This window comes from Agromyces sp. GXS1127 (assembly GCF_050565425.1).
Taxonomy (GTDB): Bacteria; Actinomycetota; Actinomycetes; order Actinomycetales; family Microbacteriaceae; genus Agromyces.
Map to the genome: position 1 here is coordinate 181063 of NZ_JBOCIG010000003.1, position 16347 is coordinate 197409.

The 16347-nt window shown below is 69.5% G+C and carries 12 protein-coding genes; 5 read left to right on the forward strand and 7 right to left on the reverse strand.

The features are described from left to right. Positions 1 to 741, forward strand: a 741-nt coding sequence (locus ACQ393_RS06340) for a nucleotide sugar dehydrogenase (protein ID WP_430645982.1), incomplete at its 5' end; no start/stop codon positions are given. Between the two features lie 42 nt (positions 742 to 783). Here ACQ393_RS06340 and ACQ393_RS06345 read toward each other — a convergent pair. Further along, on the reverse strand, positions 784 to 2907 hold the full coding sequence (locus ACQ393_RS06345; protein ID WP_430645983.1) for an acyltransferase family protein: 2124 nt from the start codon (positions 2905 to 2907) through the stop codon (positions 784 to 786). A gap of 93 nt (positions 2908 to 3000) precedes the next feature. Here ACQ393_RS06345 and ACQ393_RS06350 point away from each other — a divergent pair, with 93 nt between their 5' ends. Then, positions 3001 to 4080 carry a glycosyltransferase gene (locus ACQ393_RS06350; RefSeq protein ID WP_430645984.1) on the forward strand — a complete coding sequence of 360 codons (1080 nt, stop codon included), beginning with the start codon at positions 3001 to 3003 and terminating at the stop codon, positions 4078 to 4080. On the opposite strand, the gene ACQ393_RS06355 is transcribed toward ACQ393_RS06350, so the two are convergent. Then, the gene (locus ACQ393_RS06355; RefSeq protein ID WP_430645985.1) at positions 4064 to 5788 is read right to left on the reverse strand and encodes a glycosyltransferase family 2 protein; all 1725 of its coding nucleotides are present in this window, start codon (positions 5786 to 5788) and stop codon (positions 4064 to 4066) included. The genes ACQ393_RS06350 and ACQ393_RS06355 overlap by 17 nt on opposite strands. A 188-nt stretch (positions 5789 to 5976) precedes the next feature. Here ACQ393_RS06355 and ACQ393_RS06360 point away from each other — a divergent pair, with 188 nt between their 5' ends. After that, positions 5977 to 7131 carry a glycosyltransferase family 2 protein gene (locus tag ACQ393_RS06360; protein WP_430645986.1) on the forward strand — a complete coding sequence of 385 codons (1155 nt, stop codon included), beginning with the start codon at positions 5977 to 5979 and terminating at the stop codon, positions 7129 to 7131. Here ACQ393_RS06360 and ACQ393_RS06365 read toward each other — a convergent pair. Then, on the reverse strand, positions 7083 to 8711 hold the full coding sequence (locus tag ACQ393_RS06365) for a glycosyltransferase (RefSeq protein WP_430645987.1): 1629 nt from the start codon (positions 8709 to 8711) through the stop codon (positions 7083 to 7085). The genes ACQ393_RS06360 and ACQ393_RS06365 overlap by 49 nt on opposite strands. Before the next feature lie 254 nt (positions 8712 to 8965). Between ACQ393_RS06365 and ACQ393_RS06370 the strand changes: the two genes are divergently transcribed. Continuing rightward, a complete protein-coding gene (locus ACQ393_RS06370) occupies positions 8966 to 10540 on the forward strand; it encodes a glycosyltransferase (protein WP_430645988.1) in 1575 nt (524 codons plus the stop codon). Here ACQ393_RS06370 and ACQ393_RS06375 read toward each other — a convergent pair. After that, the gene (locus ACQ393_RS06375) at positions 10515 to 11693 is read right to left on the reverse strand and encodes an acyl-CoA dehydrogenase family protein (protein ID WP_430645989.1); all 1179 of its coding nucleotides are present in this window, start codon (positions 11691 to 11693) and stop codon (positions 10515 to 10517) included. The genes ACQ393_RS06370 and ACQ393_RS06375 overlap by 26 nt on opposite strands. Positions 11694 to 11934: 241 nt before the next feature. Here ACQ393_RS06375 and ACQ393_RS06380 point away from each other — a divergent pair, with 241 nt between their 5' ends. Further along, positions 11935 to 12945 (forward strand): glycosyltransferase family 2 protein, encoded by a 1011-nt coding sequence (locus ACQ393_RS06380; RefSeq protein WP_430645990.1) that lies wholly within the window; start codon positions 11935 to 11937, stop codon positions 12943 to 12945. An 85-nt stretch (positions 12946 to 13030) separates the two neighbouring features. Here the strand turns inward: ACQ393_RS06380 and ACQ393_RS06385 are convergent, their stop codons facing one another. The 3 genes from ACQ393_RS06385 to ACQ393_RS06395 are packed head-to-tail and all read right to left on the reverse strand — an operon-like array spanning position 13031 to position 16307. Beyond that, on the reverse strand, positions 13031 to 14257 hold the full coding sequence (locus tag ACQ393_RS06385; RefSeq protein WP_430645991.1) for a polysaccharide pyruvyl transferase family protein: 1227 nt from the start codon (positions 14255 to 14257) through the stop codon (positions 13031 to 13033). Then, a complete protein-coding gene (locus ACQ393_RS06390; protein ID WP_430645992.1) occupies positions 14257 to 15189 on the reverse strand; it encodes a lysylphosphatidylglycerol synthase domain-containing protein in 933 nt (310 codons plus the stop codon). Before ACQ393_RS06390 ends, ACQ393_RS06385 begins: the two co-directional genes overlap by 1 nt. 29 nt (positions 15190 to 15218) lie before the next feature. Next, a complete protein-coding gene (locus tag ACQ393_RS06395) occupies positions 15219 to 16307 on the reverse strand; it encodes a nitroreductase family protein (protein WP_430645993.1) in 1089 nt (362 codons plus the stop codon). Positions 16308 to 16347 lie beyond the last annotated feature (40 nt).

The following is a 16347-nucleotide window of genomic DNA, read 5'->3' on the forward strand; positions in this document are numbered from 1 at the left end:
GCGCTCGGGACTCCTCGGATCGTGACGGACTTCGCGACGGCGGAACTCGTGAAGACCGCGGCGAACGCGTTCCTTGCCACGAAGATCAGCTTCATCAACGCGATGGCCGAGATCGCCGAGGTCACCGGTGCCGATGTCACGACGCTCGCCGACGCCATCGGACACGACGCACGCATCGGCCGGCGGTTCCTCAACGCCGGGATCGGCTTCGGCGGGGGATGCCTCCCCAAGGACATCCGAGCGTTCACCGCGCGGGCCGAGGAGCTCGGTCGAGCGGAGTCCGTGGCGTTCCTCCGACAGGTCGACGCCATCAACCTGCGTCGGCGGGAGCGGGTGGTCGAACTGGCGGCCGACGTCCTCGGCGGCTCCGTGTTCGATCGGCGCGTCGCCGTGCTCGGGCTGACCTTCAAGCCCGACTCCGACGATATCCGCGATTCGCCCGCGCTCGACGTCGCGGCGCGACTCCACGGGCTGGGCGCCCGCGTGGTGGCGACGGATCCGCACGGCATCGAGAACGCTCGAGTCCGTCATCCGCAGCTCGACTACGTCGCCACAGCCGATGAGGCGCTTTCGGGCGCCGACCTCGCGGTGCTCGTGACGGAGTGGGGCGAGTACCGGGAACTGGACCCCGCGGCGTCGGCCGAGCGCATGCTCACGCCCCGGATCATCGACGGGCGCAACGTGCTCGACCCCGAAGCCTGGCGCAGCGCCGGATTCGACTTCCGCGGACTCGGTCGCTGAGCCCGCGACGTCCCCGGCCGGTGGTCGATCGGGGACTCCGGCTCAGCCCAGGCCGGCTGCGGCGCCGATCCGCGCGGTCAGGTACGGTGCCATCGACTTCATGAAGGTGCCCGTGATGTGGCCCGCTGCGTCGCGGTACACGATCACGTTGCCGATCACCGCCGGGCACCGCTCGCCCGCGCAGTAGAAGTCCGTCATGTCGACGACCGGGTAATCCGCGGCGATCGCCGCCTCCGTCATGCGATCGGGGACGGCGAAGGCCTCCGACGACGGGGTCGCGCAGTCCGCGAGATCCTGCCCGACGCGGTTCAGGCACTCCAGCGTCGACTCGGGCATGTCCGGTGCCGCAGCGACCACGACGACGTCGCTGCCCGCCGCTCGCACCTGGTCCCAGAGCCCGGTGAAGGAGGACTCCGACGCCTCGGAGGTGGCCCATCGCGCCGCGGTGGTCACCACGACGTCGTAGTCGCCGTCAACGAGTCGGTGCTGGTACTCCGCCATGGCGTCCGCGCAGTCGGAATCCGCAGGCTGCTCACGCCACTGGCATCCGAAGCCGACGAAGGTGTCGACGCTCCAGGCGAGCCGGTCCGCCTGCGCGAGGAATGCCGGGAGCAGTGCTGCGGCGTGGCTGTCGCCGACCAGCGCCACCCGGTACGCGGGTTCGGCGGCGCCGAACGTGCAGGTGCGGGCCTCCTGCCCCTGGCCGCGCCAACACGAGTACCCTCCCGCTGTGTCCTGAGGGAGGACGTCGAGCGACGGGCTGACCTCGGCCGCGGAGACGTCGTCGGCCGTCGAGCATTCGCCGTCCGCACCGGCAGCTGCCTCCGCCCCGAAGCAGTCGGCGGTGGCCGGCGTCGTCGGCTCAGCAGTCGGAGCAAGGACCCGAGCGCCGGCGGCCACTCCGCCGGCGAGGACGAGCGCGATGATGCCTGAGGCGACGGCGACGGTTCGCCACCGCGGCGCCCGTCGCGGGTCCGGCTCCTTCGGAAGGAGCCAGCGCGATCGTCGTACCGGCTGTTCCACCAGGCGGTATGAAGCGATCGAGAGCGCGGCCGTCAAGACGAGCGCGAGAGCGAAGTACCGCCCGGAACCCTGCGCGACGAGCGCAGGGAGGAGCACGATCACGGGGAAGTGCCAGAGGTACACCGAGTACGAGATCGCGCCGAGGTACCCGGCCGCCCGATTCGTGAGCGGCAGCATGGCGCGTTCGTAGCCGGGATCGGTCTCCCCGATCCCGGCCGCGATCACTGCGACCGCCGAGAGGACCGGCAGGAGGGCGGTCGGCGCGGGGAACGGCGAAGACGGGTCGATGATGAAGATGCTCACGACCAGCCCGGCGAGCCCGAGCCATCCGAGTGCACGCCGCAGGAGCGGGGGAAGTCGCCATGCGGTGGTGGAGACGGCGGCGAGCAGCGCTCCTGCGCCGAGTTCCCAGGCCCGCGAGAACGTCGAGAAGTACGCCACGGTCGGCGCGTCCGCGGTCTCGAACCACGCCCACGCGAACGAGGCGGCGACGACCGCGGCGAACACGACGATCACGGCCGGGCGGGTCGCACGCCGACCCCACCGAGCGAGGGCGACGGCGAACACCGCCATGGCCAGCAGCGGCCAGACGAAGTAGAACTGCTCCTCGACCGACAGCGACCAGTAGTGCAGGAGCGGAGACGGGAGCTGGCCGAGCTGGAAGTAGTCGGTTCCCACGAGCATCGAACGGAGGTTCGCGCCGAAGAACGTGGCCCAGACGCCGTCGACGGCGATCGACAGCGCTCGCCACCTCGGCAGCAGCAGTGCTGCGGCGATCACGGTCGCCGTGATGACGAGAACCGCGGCGGGAAGGATGCGGCGCGCCCGGCGGCGATAGAAGCCGGAAAGGGAGACCCGTCCGGTGCGGTCGAGCTCGCGCAGGATATGCGCCGTGATGAGGTACCCCGAGATCACGAAGAACACGTCGACCCCGACGAAGCCGCCGCTCGGCCAGTGGAAGAGGTGGTCGAGCACCACCACGCCGACGGCGAAGGCGCGCAGGCCCTGGATGTCGGCGCGAAGGTCGCCGCTCCGACGCGCGGGGCGCTGCGGAGTGCGCCGCGAGATCGGCGACGGGGCGTCGGGCGACGAGGACGGGGGCGTTGCGATCGGCGGGACCGCGCTCGCCTGGCTGAAGGTCACGGGTGGGCATCGTATCAAGCGAAGGCCGCGAAGCCGGCCCGGTGCGCGGCCGCATCGCGCCGACCGCCGATGCTCACGGTACGATCGGATCCCGTGCAGCGCACTCGAACCATCATGTTCTATCCCGACTGGTCGGCGGACAACCCCTACCTCAACCTGATGACCCTCGAGGTCCGTGCGCGTGGGCATCGCGTCGTCGGACTCGGGACGGGACAGGGCTCGTTCCGGCGCACGGACGAGCTCAGCCGGGGCGACGTGTTCCACCTGCACTGGACGTCGCCGATCATCCAGCGCTCCCCGGGCGAGGACGCGGCCCGACTGGCGTTCCAGGAGTTCCGCGCGCTGCTCGACGGGTTCGTCCGGCGTGGGGTCCGAATCGTCTGGACCATCCACAACCAGCTCCCGCACGAGCTCGTCTACCGCGCTCTCGAGATCGACGTGTACCGGCTCCTCGCCGAGCATGCCGATCTCATCCACGTCATGGCGCCGCAGACGGCGGACATGCTCCGCGGCATCGCCGAGCTTCCCGCGGATCGTGTCCGCATGATCCCCCATCCGAGCTTCGCCGGCGTGTACGGCGGACCGTGGCCGGCCGCGGAGGCTCGGTCCCGACTGGGGATCGGACCGGACGAGCGGACGGTGCTCTTCCTCGGCCAGATGCGGCCGTACAAGGGTCTGAACACCCTGCTCGACGCGATGGGCCGGCTCGCCTCCGGGCCCGGCGAGGCGCCGACGCTCCTGCTCGCCGGCTCCGCGGACGAGGACACCAGGACCGAGCTCGCTGCCCGGATGCCGCGCGGCCTGCGCGTGGTCTCGGATCTGAACTGGGTGGCCGACGCGGACGTGCCGATGTGGTTCGGTGCGGCCGACGTCGCGGTGTTCCCGTACCGCGCGATCCTGAACTCCGGCAGCCTCCACCTCGCGGCCGGATTCCGAGTTCCGGCGATCGTCCCCGCCGAGCCGCACCTGCTCGAGACATATGGCGGCGAGCGCTGGGTCCGCTTCATGGATCTCGACGATCCGGTCGGATCCCTGGCCGTCGAGATCTCGGCGGCCCTCGACGAACCGCGGCCTCCGCGCGAGGCCTTCGATGCCTTCAACGAGTCGCGTACGCCCTGGTCGATCGCTGCCGCCTACGCGGATGCGATCGAGGAGGTCATGTCCGACGCCTGACGAGCCTGATCGCCGCCCGCGTCGCCTGTCTCGCGGCTCGAACGAGCGCCTGGTCGCGGCGAACGATCTCGAGTGTCGACCTCGTCGGGAACGCGAGCACCGGATCGACGCGACCATAGGGCGGATGCGGCGCGCGCAAGCGCACGGTGACGACGTCGCCATCGGCGGTCGCCGCGGCGATCGCGAACCGACGATGGCGCGGCATGCGGGCGGTCGCCAGGGTCCACGCTGCGGTCGCGCGCCGGCGGGTGAACACGCCGCGCAGGGCGGCGCCGGTCACGGCATCCACCAGGACGGGCTCGAGGGGTGCGGATCCGATGACGTCGACCTCGACCGCCGGGCCGGAACGGAAGGCCACGATGGCGGCGTCGGTCGCCCGGGACTGCTCGAGCCTCGCTGTGAGTTCGGCAGCGCTCGGCTCGCTGCCGTGGAACTCCGGCACCGCGCGCAGCGGCAGCTCGGGGTTCGAGCGCACGAGCGCCTGTTGCTCGATGAGCGCCTCGGCGATCGCACTGGTCGGAGCGCCGTCGAGGACGGCGGTCGCGACCGCATCGCGGATACGGTCGCGGAGCCAGTCCTCCGTTGCGACGAGACGCTGCATGCCGGGCTCGCGAAGCAGTCCGATGACGCAGTCCAGCTGCTCTGCCGGCGTGGGCGCCGGGCCGCTCATCAGCCGAGCGATGGCCGAGGCCGCCGTCGCCCGTCCGTCCATGAAGAGATCGAACACGACCGACTTGTGACGCTCTGCCGGCCGGAAGCCGGCGTCACGCACCAGGTCGAGGAGGGTCGCCCACGCGGCCCGCACCGCATCGTCGTCCTCCGGCGGGCGGTCTGCGCGCCTGAGGTACTTCGCAAGGTGCACCCATCCGTCCCGCTCGAGGATGAGCGAGGCGTACCGCCAGGTCAGGGCGTGCACGCCGCGAGCGATGACCGCCCGGCCGCACTCCGTCTCCTGCGAGAGGTAGCTCAGCATCGAGGCGGCCGATTCGGCATTGGCGGTCATCGACGAATTGCCGGGACGTTCCCGGTAGAGGTACACGTTCTCGGTGACGACGTCGACACGATCTGCGGCGAGGTAGGCGGTCGTCATCGGGACGATGTCGTTGGAGCGGGGAACGTCGGGAAACCGGATCGCCGCGGTGTTCCAGAAGCTCATGCGGAACGCCTTGTTCCAGCACGCGCGGCCGAGGATGAGCGATGCGTGATCGTCCAGGCGGAGGCGGCTCGCCTCCTTCTGGTAGTCCGGCCAGTTCGCAGTCGGCTTCCACGTCGAGGTGGGGGAGAACTTGAGGAAGTTGCCGAACGCGATGTCGGAACCGGACGCCTCGAGCGACTCCACGAGCGCACGATACGAGCCCGTCGGCACGAGATCGTCTCCGTCGCAGAAGATGAGGTAGCGACCACGGCTGGCCTCGATCCCGGCGTTCCGCGCGCTGCCGCCGCCCCGCGCACGTGCGCGGACCAGGCGGACGCGCGGGTCCCGTTCGGCGAGTCGCTCGACGTAGAGATCGGTCCCGTCGCTCGAGTGGTCGTCCACCACCACGACCTCGAGCGGGACGTCCTGCGCGAGGACGGACTCGAGCGTCTCCGCGATCCAATCCCGCACGTCGTGAGTGGGCATGACGACCGACACGAGCGGCGTTGCGTCGACGTGGGCTCTGGTTGCGTCGCCGGAGGGATCGGGGACCGGTGGGTGCTCGCTGGTCACTCCGACGAGTCTACGATGTTGGGCGGCATGGTCATGACGAGAGGTACCAGGTGAGGCACGGGTTGCGGCGGCTGTCGGGCTACGCGCGCGAGGCGGCTTCCACCGTCCTCCGGCCCGCGCGCGAGATATCGGGCCGTCGGCGTGCCCGGCGCGGTGGCCTCGGGGATCGGGGCCTGGTCAGCCTCGTCATGCCGGCGCACGACGTCGAGGGCTACGTCGGACCGGCCCTCCGTTCCATCCTCGCGCAGGGATACTGGCGCGTCGAGGTGATCGTGATCGACGACGCATCCTCCGACCGGACGGGTGCCATCGTCGCGCGGATCGCTGCTCGGGACCCGCGCGTGCGACTGATCCGCGTCGGCTTCGGCGATCCGAATCGAGCCCGTAACCACGGGATCGAGCGTGCGCGCGGCGAGTTCCTCGGCTTCCTCGACGGCGATGACATCCTCCGGGCGGGCGCGCTCCGCGACCTCGTCGCCGCACTCGAGGCCTCCGGCTCGGACTTCGCCGTCGGATCGTACGATCGGCTGATCGGCCGCAGGCGCACGCCGCCTGCGTTCTGGATCTCTGAGGCGCACGCGGAAGACCGGCGGGGTGTGGACGTCGAGTCGGCGCCCGAGGTCATGGTCAACGCGGTCCAGTGGACGAAGCTCTATCGGCGGGACTTCTGGAACGCGGCCGGACTGTCCTTCCCGGAGACGGGCGGCCACTTCCAGGACCAGCTCGTGAGCGCCAGGGCATACGCGACCGCCCGCCGATTCGACGTGCTGCGGCGGGAGGTGGTCTCATGGCGCGTGCGATCGGACGGCAGCTCCATGACCCAGCAGACGGTCCGCCCTCGTCAGATCGCCGACCGCTTCTCGACCGCCGCGGGCGCGCTGGAGCTCCTCGCTCGCCGCTCACCGGAGGTAGCGCGGCAGCGGCTCGTGCAGTACCTCTCCAACGATGCGGCGATCGCCTCCGGTGACATCCCCCGAATGTCGGCTGACGCATGGGCGGCACTGCGTGACGGTCTGGGCTCGATCGCGCCGCCCTTCGGTGTGCACGAGGTCTGGAACGAGGTTCCGGCGGAGTTCAAGGTCCTCTACCACTTCGTCCTCGCCGACGACCGTGCGGCCGCGCAGCGCTACATCGATCAGGGTGGATTCCGGGTGCTCGACCACGCGCTCATCCGGGTCGGCGGCGTCCCGCACATCAAGCTGCCGTACTGGGCAGACGACGCCGCTGCAGTGCCGGTCCATCTCTTCCGGGCCGCACCGAGAGAACTGCGTGCCTTCGCCGCGAGGGAGCGCGATCAGTCCGCTTCGAACCCGGGAAGTACCAGTCCAGGCCACCGTTCGTAGGAGCCGTCCAGCAGTTCCGCGTCGGTCCGTTGCCAGGTGTGGCCACCCGCGCTGCGGACGTAGACGTACCCCAGGTCGTGGGTCCGGTAGACCGTCCCGCCGGCCTCCGCCACCGCGTCGAGGACCGTGCGGTCGGTCAGCGCAGGCGTCGGTCGCCATCCACCGAGCTCGTCCAGCGCGCCGCGTGCGAGGAGCATCGTCCCGCCGGCGACCTGGTCGTGGTAGAGCTCCGAGCCGAAGCGACGGTGCGCTGTGATGTCCGAGCCCTCCAGGTGCACGAACGCCGCCGGCTTGCCGACCAGCTCCGCCCTCGAGTAGAGCCAGGCGAGTACGAGGTCCCGGACGTGTTCGCCCCCGTAGTGGTCGTCGTCGTCGGCTTTCGTGACGAGGTCTCCACTGGATCGTCGAACGCCCTCGGCGAGGGCTTCGCCGAACGTGGCGTGCGGTGGCGCATCGACGATCAGGTAGTCCAGTCCGCCGATCTCATCTCGAACGTCGTCGAGATCCGGCCGCTGGACGCCGTGCATCACCACCACCACCTCGAGCCGCTCGTACGTCTGAGCGGCGAGGTGTCGAAGGATGCGCGGGACCAGGTGCGGACGACGACTCGACACGATCACGCTCACGGCCGGCAGGATGGGGTGCCCGAGGCCTTCCGCGGCCCGGGCGAGTCGGAACGCCCCTGCATGAGCGAGCAGCGCCGTCCTCCGCTGTGACACCGAGCGGACCTCCCGCTCCAGGCCGAGGGTCGGGGCGTACGGAAGCCGCATCATCGATACCAGGTCGGGATCGAGCATGTCCTCGAAGGACGCCGTCGCCGGCAGGTCGTAGAGGATGACGCCGCATGCGGCCAGCTCAGCGAGCCGAGCCGCCATCATCCGATCCGGCGCTCGATCGATCGCCGCGACGGAGAGGGATTCTGAGCTCCGCAGGGCCGAGACCTGGTCCCTCGTGATCGGGCGATCGAGCGGAAGGACGGCGTCCACGACGGTGCGGTCGCCCTCGAGTCGCTCGATCGCGATCCGGCCGTCGACTCGGGCGAGCCGTCGGCCGGGGGTGCCCTCGCTGAACGAGGCCATGCGCCCGATCGGGTTGTGCGTCATCAGGTCGATGACCACGCGGTGACCGGCGACCACGGCGCGGGTCTCCGTCGGTGCCGTTCCGGAGACCCAGGGTGGCGCAGAGAGGGTGCCGTGCGCGCCGAGCACGAGTTCTGCGGAGCGCGCCAGACCCTCGTCTCCCGCAGCGGTCGTGCTCGGGGGCGCGGCGAGGCTCGGCAGCAGGGCGAGCGCGGTCTCGTCGGCATCGTCGCGGAGCGCGATCCGCGGGGCGCCCGAACCCGTTCGGCGCCGGTCGGGGACGAGCGCAGGGAGGACGGCTCGGGCGATGTCCGAGAGGCGGGTGTCGGTTCCGAGTCGGACCTCGATCTCCGCCCGTCGTGCCTCGATGTCGAACGCGAGGGACAGCGAGACCAGGTCTCGGAGCGGACGGACCGCACCGCGCCAGCCTCGAGCCGGCGGCTCCCAACCGTCGACCCTGATCCGGATGCGACGGACCAGGATGCCGTCCGAGCCGGGCAAGGTCAGTCGCCGCAGCCCGTCGACGCCGGCGAGCGAGAGCGGTTCCCCCCGGTCGGGCGCTTCGTCCGAGGCGGACGTCGGATCCGCCGGTCGGGCGTCGGCCGCTCGGGTCGCGTCCGTTCGACCCGCCGGTCGGGTGAGTATGCGTCGCAGTCGCTGCACGGGTGTCCTTTCCGCAATGCCGAGATACCGACGGGGCGTTCGGCCCGAGTGGACTCCGTGGCCGGACGGTCCTACGACTGTATAATCCAGCGGTGGCGACGAGCTCGTGGAGACCGACGGTGGTCAAGAACAGGTGGCGCGAGCGATTCGACGGGTCGCTGCCCCCCGACTGGACGCCGACCCGTTCGGTGTCGATCGTGATCCCGGTGCACGACACGCCGACGTTGCCGCTCACCCTCGCCTCGATCGCCGCTCAGGACTACCCGGAGCAGTTGATCGAGGTCATCGTGGTCGACGACGGCAGCCGTGAACCGCTCGACCTGGGACCCGTCGTGCCCCCGAACCTCCGGGTGGTGCGGGTCGAGGGTGCCGAGTGGGGACGCTCGCACGCCGCGCATGTCGGCGCGCTCGCCGCGACGGGGGACATCCTCTACTGGGTGGACGCGGACATGGTGCTGTTCCGCGACAACGTACGCGAGCACGCCAAGTGGTCCCATTTCATCCCTGAAGCCGCCACGATCGGAAGCAAGGGATTCGTGGCGGATTGGTCCTACACCCCGGAGGATGTGCACCGGCGGGTGCGTGACGGCTCGATCTCCGACGCGCATCGCGACGCGGGTGAGCACTGGATCGAGGAGGTATTCCGCCGGACCGACGACCTCAACGCCTCCGACGGGCGCAATTACTCCACCTTCACCGGGGCATCGGCGTCGGTTCCACGCGACCTGTACGAGCGAGCCGGAGGACTGGACCCCGCGCTCAAGCTCGGCGAGGACACGGAACTCGCGTACCGCCTGTGGCAGGCGGGCGCCGTGTTCATCCCCGCGCGGGACGCGCGATCCTGGCATCTCGGCGCGTCCACGATGCAGAAGGCCGGCGAGCTCGTCAAGCACGTCAACGACGTCTCCTTCGCGCAGCGCATGCCCATTCCGCGTTACCGGCGACGCGGAGCCGATCACGTGTGGCAGGTCCCGTTCCTCCACGTCGTCATCGAAGCCGACGAGGCGAACGCCGATTACGCCCGGACCTGCGCGGATCGCGTCCTCGCCTCGACGCTTCGCGACGTGCACATCTCCATGGTCGGTCCGTGGGCGTCCCTGGGTGATGGGCGTCGCCGGATCCTCGAGGACCCGCAGCTCGAACTGCGGCTCACCGAGGAGTGGTTCCGATCCGACCCGCGTGTCCGGTTGGTCGAGGAGGTTCCGCCTTCGGTCTTTCCCGCCCCCTACCGCCTCGACCTTCCGGCCAGGATGGGTCTCGCCGTCGATTCACTGGATCGCCTGCTTCGACGCATCGACGAGTCGCGGGTCGCATCGATCGAGGTGCACGCGCCGAGCGGAGGACATCGGGCCGTTCTGCGCGACTCCGCTGCGGTCGCGCGCGCTCGCGGTGCGGAGGCGTCCTGGCTCGAGTGGCTCGCCGAGCACTGGGGTGCGGAGATCGTGACCGCCGACGATGTCGGCGTCGACCTGCTCACCGCGGACGACTTGGACGCCAGTATCGACCGGACGTCGCCCCGACTGGCCGAACTCCAGGCGAAGGTCGGTTGGCTGCGCGATCGCGCCGAGCGCGCCGAAGCAGCGCTCGCCGCGGTCGGCGCGGCTCGACCGCGCAGCCTCCGAGAGCGGGTCGCTGGGCGACTCAGACGAATGCGGCCTGTCCGGTGACGGCGCGGCCGACGATGAGCGTATTCATCTCCCGCGTGCCCTCGTAGGAGTAGAGCGCCTCGGCGTCGGCGAAGAAGCGTGCGACGTCGTAGTCGAGCACGATGCCGTTGCCGCCGCACACCTCGCGCGCCCAGGCGACGGTCTCGCGCATCGCGGTGGTCGCGAACGCCTTGGCGAGCGCGGAGTGCTCGTCGCGCTGCTCGCCGGCGTCGAGCATCTGCGAGACCCGCACGACCATTCCCAGCGAGGCGGTGATGTTGCCGAGGCACTTCACGAGGAGGTCCTGGATCAGCTGGTGGGCCGCGATCGGCCTGCCGAACTGCTCGCGTTCGGTGGCGTACCGGACCGCGGCCTCGTAGGCGCCGATCGCGGTGCCGACCGCCGCCCACGCGACCTCGGCACGGGTCTGGCGGAGCACCGCGGCGGCGGCGCGGAACGAGTCGGCCCGCTGCAGGCGCAGTGACTCGGGCACGCGGACGTCGGTGAGCGTGATGTCGGCGTTCTGCACCATCCGCAGGCTCACCTTGCCCTCGATCTTGGTCGCCGCGTAGCCGGACGTCGAGGTCGGCACGATGAAGCCCTTGACCTGGCCGTCGGCCTCGTCCTTCGCCCAGATGATCGTGATGTCCGAGAAGGTGGCGTTGCCGATCCACCGCTTCTCGCCGTTCAGCACCCATTCGTCGCCCTCACGGCGGGCGGTGGTGCGAAGGCCGCGTGCCGAGTCCGAGCCGGAGAGCGGCTCGGTGAGGCCGAACGCTCCGATGACCTCGCCCGAGGCGAGGCGCGGGATCCACTCGCGGCGCTGCTCATCGGAGCCGGCGATGGCGATCGAGCCGGTTGCGAGGCCGTTCTGCACACCCACGAACGTGCCGACCGACGCGTCGACCCGGGCGAGCTCGAGCGCGACGAAGCCGCGGAACACCGCCGAGTTCTCGAACGGGGCGGTCTCATCCCAGGCGAACGAGAACACGTCGAGGTCGGCGAGCGGCATGACCACCTCCATGGGGAATTCTGCGCGCTCCCAGTGCCCGTTCACGATCGGGCGGACGTCCCGCTCGAGCCGAGAGCGGAGGGCCGCCAACGACTCGCGCTCTCGATGGGTCAGCAGGGACGCGTACGAGTAGAAGTCGCTCGCGAGCGGTTCGAAGGACATGATTGCTCCAGGAAGGTCGGATGGCTGCCGCACGAGCCTAGGCGGGGACCGTCCGCTCCCTGACCCGTTGGTGCTCTGCCGCCAAACCGCGAATGCGTATCGCGCGGCAGGTTTGTCGACGTCGGCAATACTCCGGCGACGCTGCGTGGGGACCCACGGTCTCCACCGGTCGACGCGCTCCACTCCGACGCGTGGAGTACCCTATCTGCGGCGCGAGGATCACCCCGTCAGCCATTCGAGCATGAGGAGCATCCGCACCGTGAAGGTCTTCGTCCAGATCCCCTGCCTCAATGAGGAGGAGACCCTTCCCGCCGTCCTCGCCGGCATCCCCGAGCGGATCGACGGTGCAGACGAAGTGCACATCCTCGTGATCGACGACGGGTCGTCCGACCGGACGGTGGAGGTCGCACGAGAGCTCGGGGTGGTCCACTTCGTCCGCCACACCCGGAACATGGGCCTCGCCCGTGCCTTCGCCGATGGCGTGGACTACGCGCTCGCGCACGGAGCGGACGTCGTGGTGAACACCGACGGCGACAACCAGTACCCGTCCGAGCGCATCGGCGACCTCGTGGCACCGGTCATCGACGGACGGGCCGACATCGTCATCGGCGATCGTCAGACCTCGACGATCGAGCATTTCTCCCCACTCAAGCGCATGCTCCAGCGGCTGGGCAGCTGGACCGTCAACAAGGCGGCGGGAACCGACATCCCCGACGCCGCGAGCGGTTTCCGCGCCTACTCGCGCGAGGCGCTGATGCGGCTGAACGTCGTGACCAGCTTCAGCTACTGCATGGAGACGATCATCCAGGCTGGGCACAAGCGCATGCGTCTCGCCAGCATCCCCATCACCACGAATGCGAAGACGCGGGAATCGCGTCTGTTCCGGTCGATGTGGCAGCACGTCGCCGAATCCTCGCGAGCCATCATCCGGAGCTACCTCATGTTCCGTCCGCTCGCATTCCTGCTCCCGCTCGGGATCCTGCTCACCGTGCTCTCGCTGATCCCGTTCGTGCGCTACCTCGTGCTCTGGCTCTCCGGGACCTCCGGTGACCACATCCAGTCGCTGATCCTGGGCGCGGCGCTGCTCGTGGGCGGGCTGCTCAGCTTCGCACTCGGGCTTCTGGCCGACCTCATGCGCATCAATCGGATCCTGCTCGAGGATTCGCTCGAGCGCACGCGCAGGCTCCAGTACCCGGGTGCCGTCGACGCCGCGGTGCACCGGTTGGACGCCGGGTCGACCAACGTCGGCTGAGCTTCGCACGCAGCGCAGGCGTCCGGGCTTGGTGTCGTCGCCGGACTGGAGCGCCGGTGCCCTTCGGCCGGGGGATGCCGCTCGCTCAGCCTTGCGAGCGAACGAGGTCCGCGATGAGATCGGCCTGCGCGAGCGAGACACGCTTGACGTCGGGCAGATGCTGCTCGAGGCGCGTTCGGACGTCATCCTCCGCGGACACGAGATCGGTGAATCGCTCCCAGACGTAGTCGTCGGTCGCCTTCTCGCGGCCGAACGCCCACTCCTGGAGTTCGAACATGGCGAGCACTTCCTCGTACTTGTGGCTCCATCCGATCACGAGGGTGGGGACGCCCATCGACAGGCTCGAGATCATGGCATGGAAACGGCTGGTCACGAAGAACGCGCACCGGCCGATCAGGTAGCGCAGTTCCTGGGAGCTGAGCTCCATGTCCGGAAAGTGCACGCGCCCATCGCCGAGCTGCCCGGCGATCCGACGGCAGAGCGGAAGATCGTTGTTGTGCGTCTTCTCGGTCCCGGCTCGTGCGCTGTGCGGCAGGAGCAGCACGTCGTAGCCGGCCTCGAGGAGGCGGCGGGCGAAAGCGACCATCAGTTCCACGTAGTCCCCACCGGCGGCGGCGAACTTCTTCTCCATCACGACGCTCGGCGAAATGCCGACGAGCCGACGCTCGGACTCGAGCGCATCGAGTCCCATGCGGCCGGCCAGTCGTTCGCGTTCGTCGCCCGCGAGTTCGAGCGAGAACGCGTAGTCGGCACCGGCGAACGTGTTCGCCAGACCGAGGTCATCGGCGTACCGCTGCGTGATCGCGCCGCGCGTCACGATGGTGCGGACTTTGGGGAGAAAGGTGCGAGCCGCCCATCTGTTGATCGGATTGCGGAACGGGCCGATCGCCTGCGCGCACTTGAACACCGGAGTCTTGAGATTCAACGCCGGGAGGATCGACGCGACGTTGTAGAGCAGGAACTTCTCACGTCCGTCGGTGAACGTGATGCCGCCCTGGTCGAGCAGCACGTCGGCTTCGGCGATCGCGGCGACCGCGCGGGATCGTCGCCGGATGGTCCGGCGCAGGGGCGGTACCAGCCGATGGAGCAACGCCAGCGAGTTGATTCCGACGCCCAGTCTGACCGGGTCGGCGGCCACGATCTCGAGGTTCGGATACGTGTTCAGCGCGGCGTCGCGCTCGGGATACATGCTGAGCAGGGTGAACTGCACGTCAGGGAGGCGCTCGTCGAGCGTCTCGATGGCGCTCTCCAGCATGGCGCTGGCTCCCTTGTTTCCCGAGATGGCGGAACCGATGATTGCGATCGACGTCATCAGGAGGCCGAACCTTTCGTGCGTTCGATGAGGCGGATGAGGGCGTAGATGCCCGCCACGAGGAGATCCGCGGCGGTGGCGAAGAGGCGACTGAGCAGGGCGAGAACGACGGCCTCGGCCGTGCTCATGTACTGGGCGGCGATGAGGACGATGACGGCCTCCCGTACTCCGAGTCCGGATGGGACGAACACCGCGAGGATGCCGATCGCCCCGGCGAGCACATACGCGGCGGCGAGCGGCAGCCAAGCCGACGGATCGAGGGTCATGACCGAGAATGCCGTGAAGAGGAAGCCGATGCCGTTCAGCACGCGCGGCAGCACGAACTCCACCTGGAGCAGGATTCCCTGACGCGAGCTCAGGAAGTACTCGGGCGGCACCTCGCGCTTGAGTGCCCGTCGTCCGAGCTGGGAGGCGAGCCAGTGGAACCATCGAGGGTTGGCGATCACCGCGAGCGGGAGCAGCGCCAGAACCGGCAGCAGCAGTGACGCCGCATTGTCGAGGAACACCTCGGGTCGGAGCGACGCGAGCAGGATGGCGGTCGCGGGCACGATCGACGCGACGAGCAGGAAGGCATTCTCGTAGACGAAGGTGATCGCCACGAGCGACTTCTCGACTCCGCGCCGGTTCGCCCACAGCAACTTGTTGGCGACCGAGCCGACCTGCCCGGGTACGTACTTCAGCACCCACGACAAGCACTGCACGGCGATGGCATCCAGCAGGTCGACGCGGGTGGGCGTGAGCATGCGGAGCATCTGCCACCACAGGACGCCGGTCACCGGGACCGCGACGGCGAAGATGCCGACCGCGGCGAAGCTCCATCCGTTCAACGAGATCTGCAGGTCGACGACCTGCTCCCAGTTCGCGGCGAGCGTCCTGGCGAAGAGGACGCCCACCACGCCGATGACCCCGGCCGACGCGATCCAGCCGAGCACCTTCCGGGTCCGAGGCGACCACCTCCGCATCACGAGGCGGCGTTGTACGAGCGGAAGGTGTCGAGTTCCTTCTTCTGCGAGTAAGCCACCACGCCGTCAGGGTCGGCGTAGCCCACCGCGATGAGCATGACGACGCGGTCGGGCAGGCCGAGCCCGAGCGCCTTCTGCATCTTCGCCTCGAGCGGCTCGAAGTCGGGCCAGTTGATGACGCTCGAGCTGAGCCCGAGCGTCTCGAGGGCGAACATGAACGACATGGCCGAGAGCGACGCGTCGACGTAGATCGCGTGCCGGTCTCGCGGGCTGAAGTACGCCTCGAGCTTGCCGACGACCACGATGATCATGGGGATGTTCTCGTGGTATCCGGCGGCACCGAACGGGATCGCGGCGATGCGGCGGACCATCTCGGGGTCGTCGAAGATCCGGTACTCGTAGGGCATCCGGTTGCACGCGGTCGGCGCCTGCCGTGCGACCATGAGCGCCTGGTCCACGAGTCCCCGGGGCACCTCGCGTTGCTCGAACCAGCGCACGGACCGGCGGCGGTGGGCGAGGGTGAGCAGCTGGTCGTATGAGATGTCGGTCTCGGGACTCTCACGACGGACGAACGGCCGCCGATCGCCGGTCCCCGCCACGGCGAGCGACCCGAACGACGTGCGGGCGGCATCGACGGCCGGGTGCGGCTCCTGGATGGCGGAGAAGTACGCCGAGAGTACGTCGCGGGCCCAGGCGATCTCACCCGGGTCCATGCTCTCGGGGTCGACGAGGCACTGCGCATGCGCCCGCTGGTAGAACTCGATCGTCTCGCCGATGTAATCCGTGGCGAATACCGCCCGGCGTGGGCGCATGAGCAGCGCCTTCTCGAGCCGGTGCACATTCCGCCGGAGCTCGACGCGGGTCATCCGCTCGCCGCGGCGCTTGTTGCGGTAGTAGTCCCGCCTGCCCCGAAGCACCGCCGCCTGTTCGCGGTTGAACGTGAGGAACGCGAGGAAGTAGAGGACGTGCGTGAGGATGCGACTCGAGCCGAACGTCTCGAGCACGGCCGTGTTCGCCGCTTCGTAGGTGCGGCGGATCCACGGCACTGCGAGCAGGGCGTAGACGATTCGCTTGATGCGGTTCAGCATGCGGTGCTTTCGAGCTGAGGGGGTGGTGGCAGGACGTCGT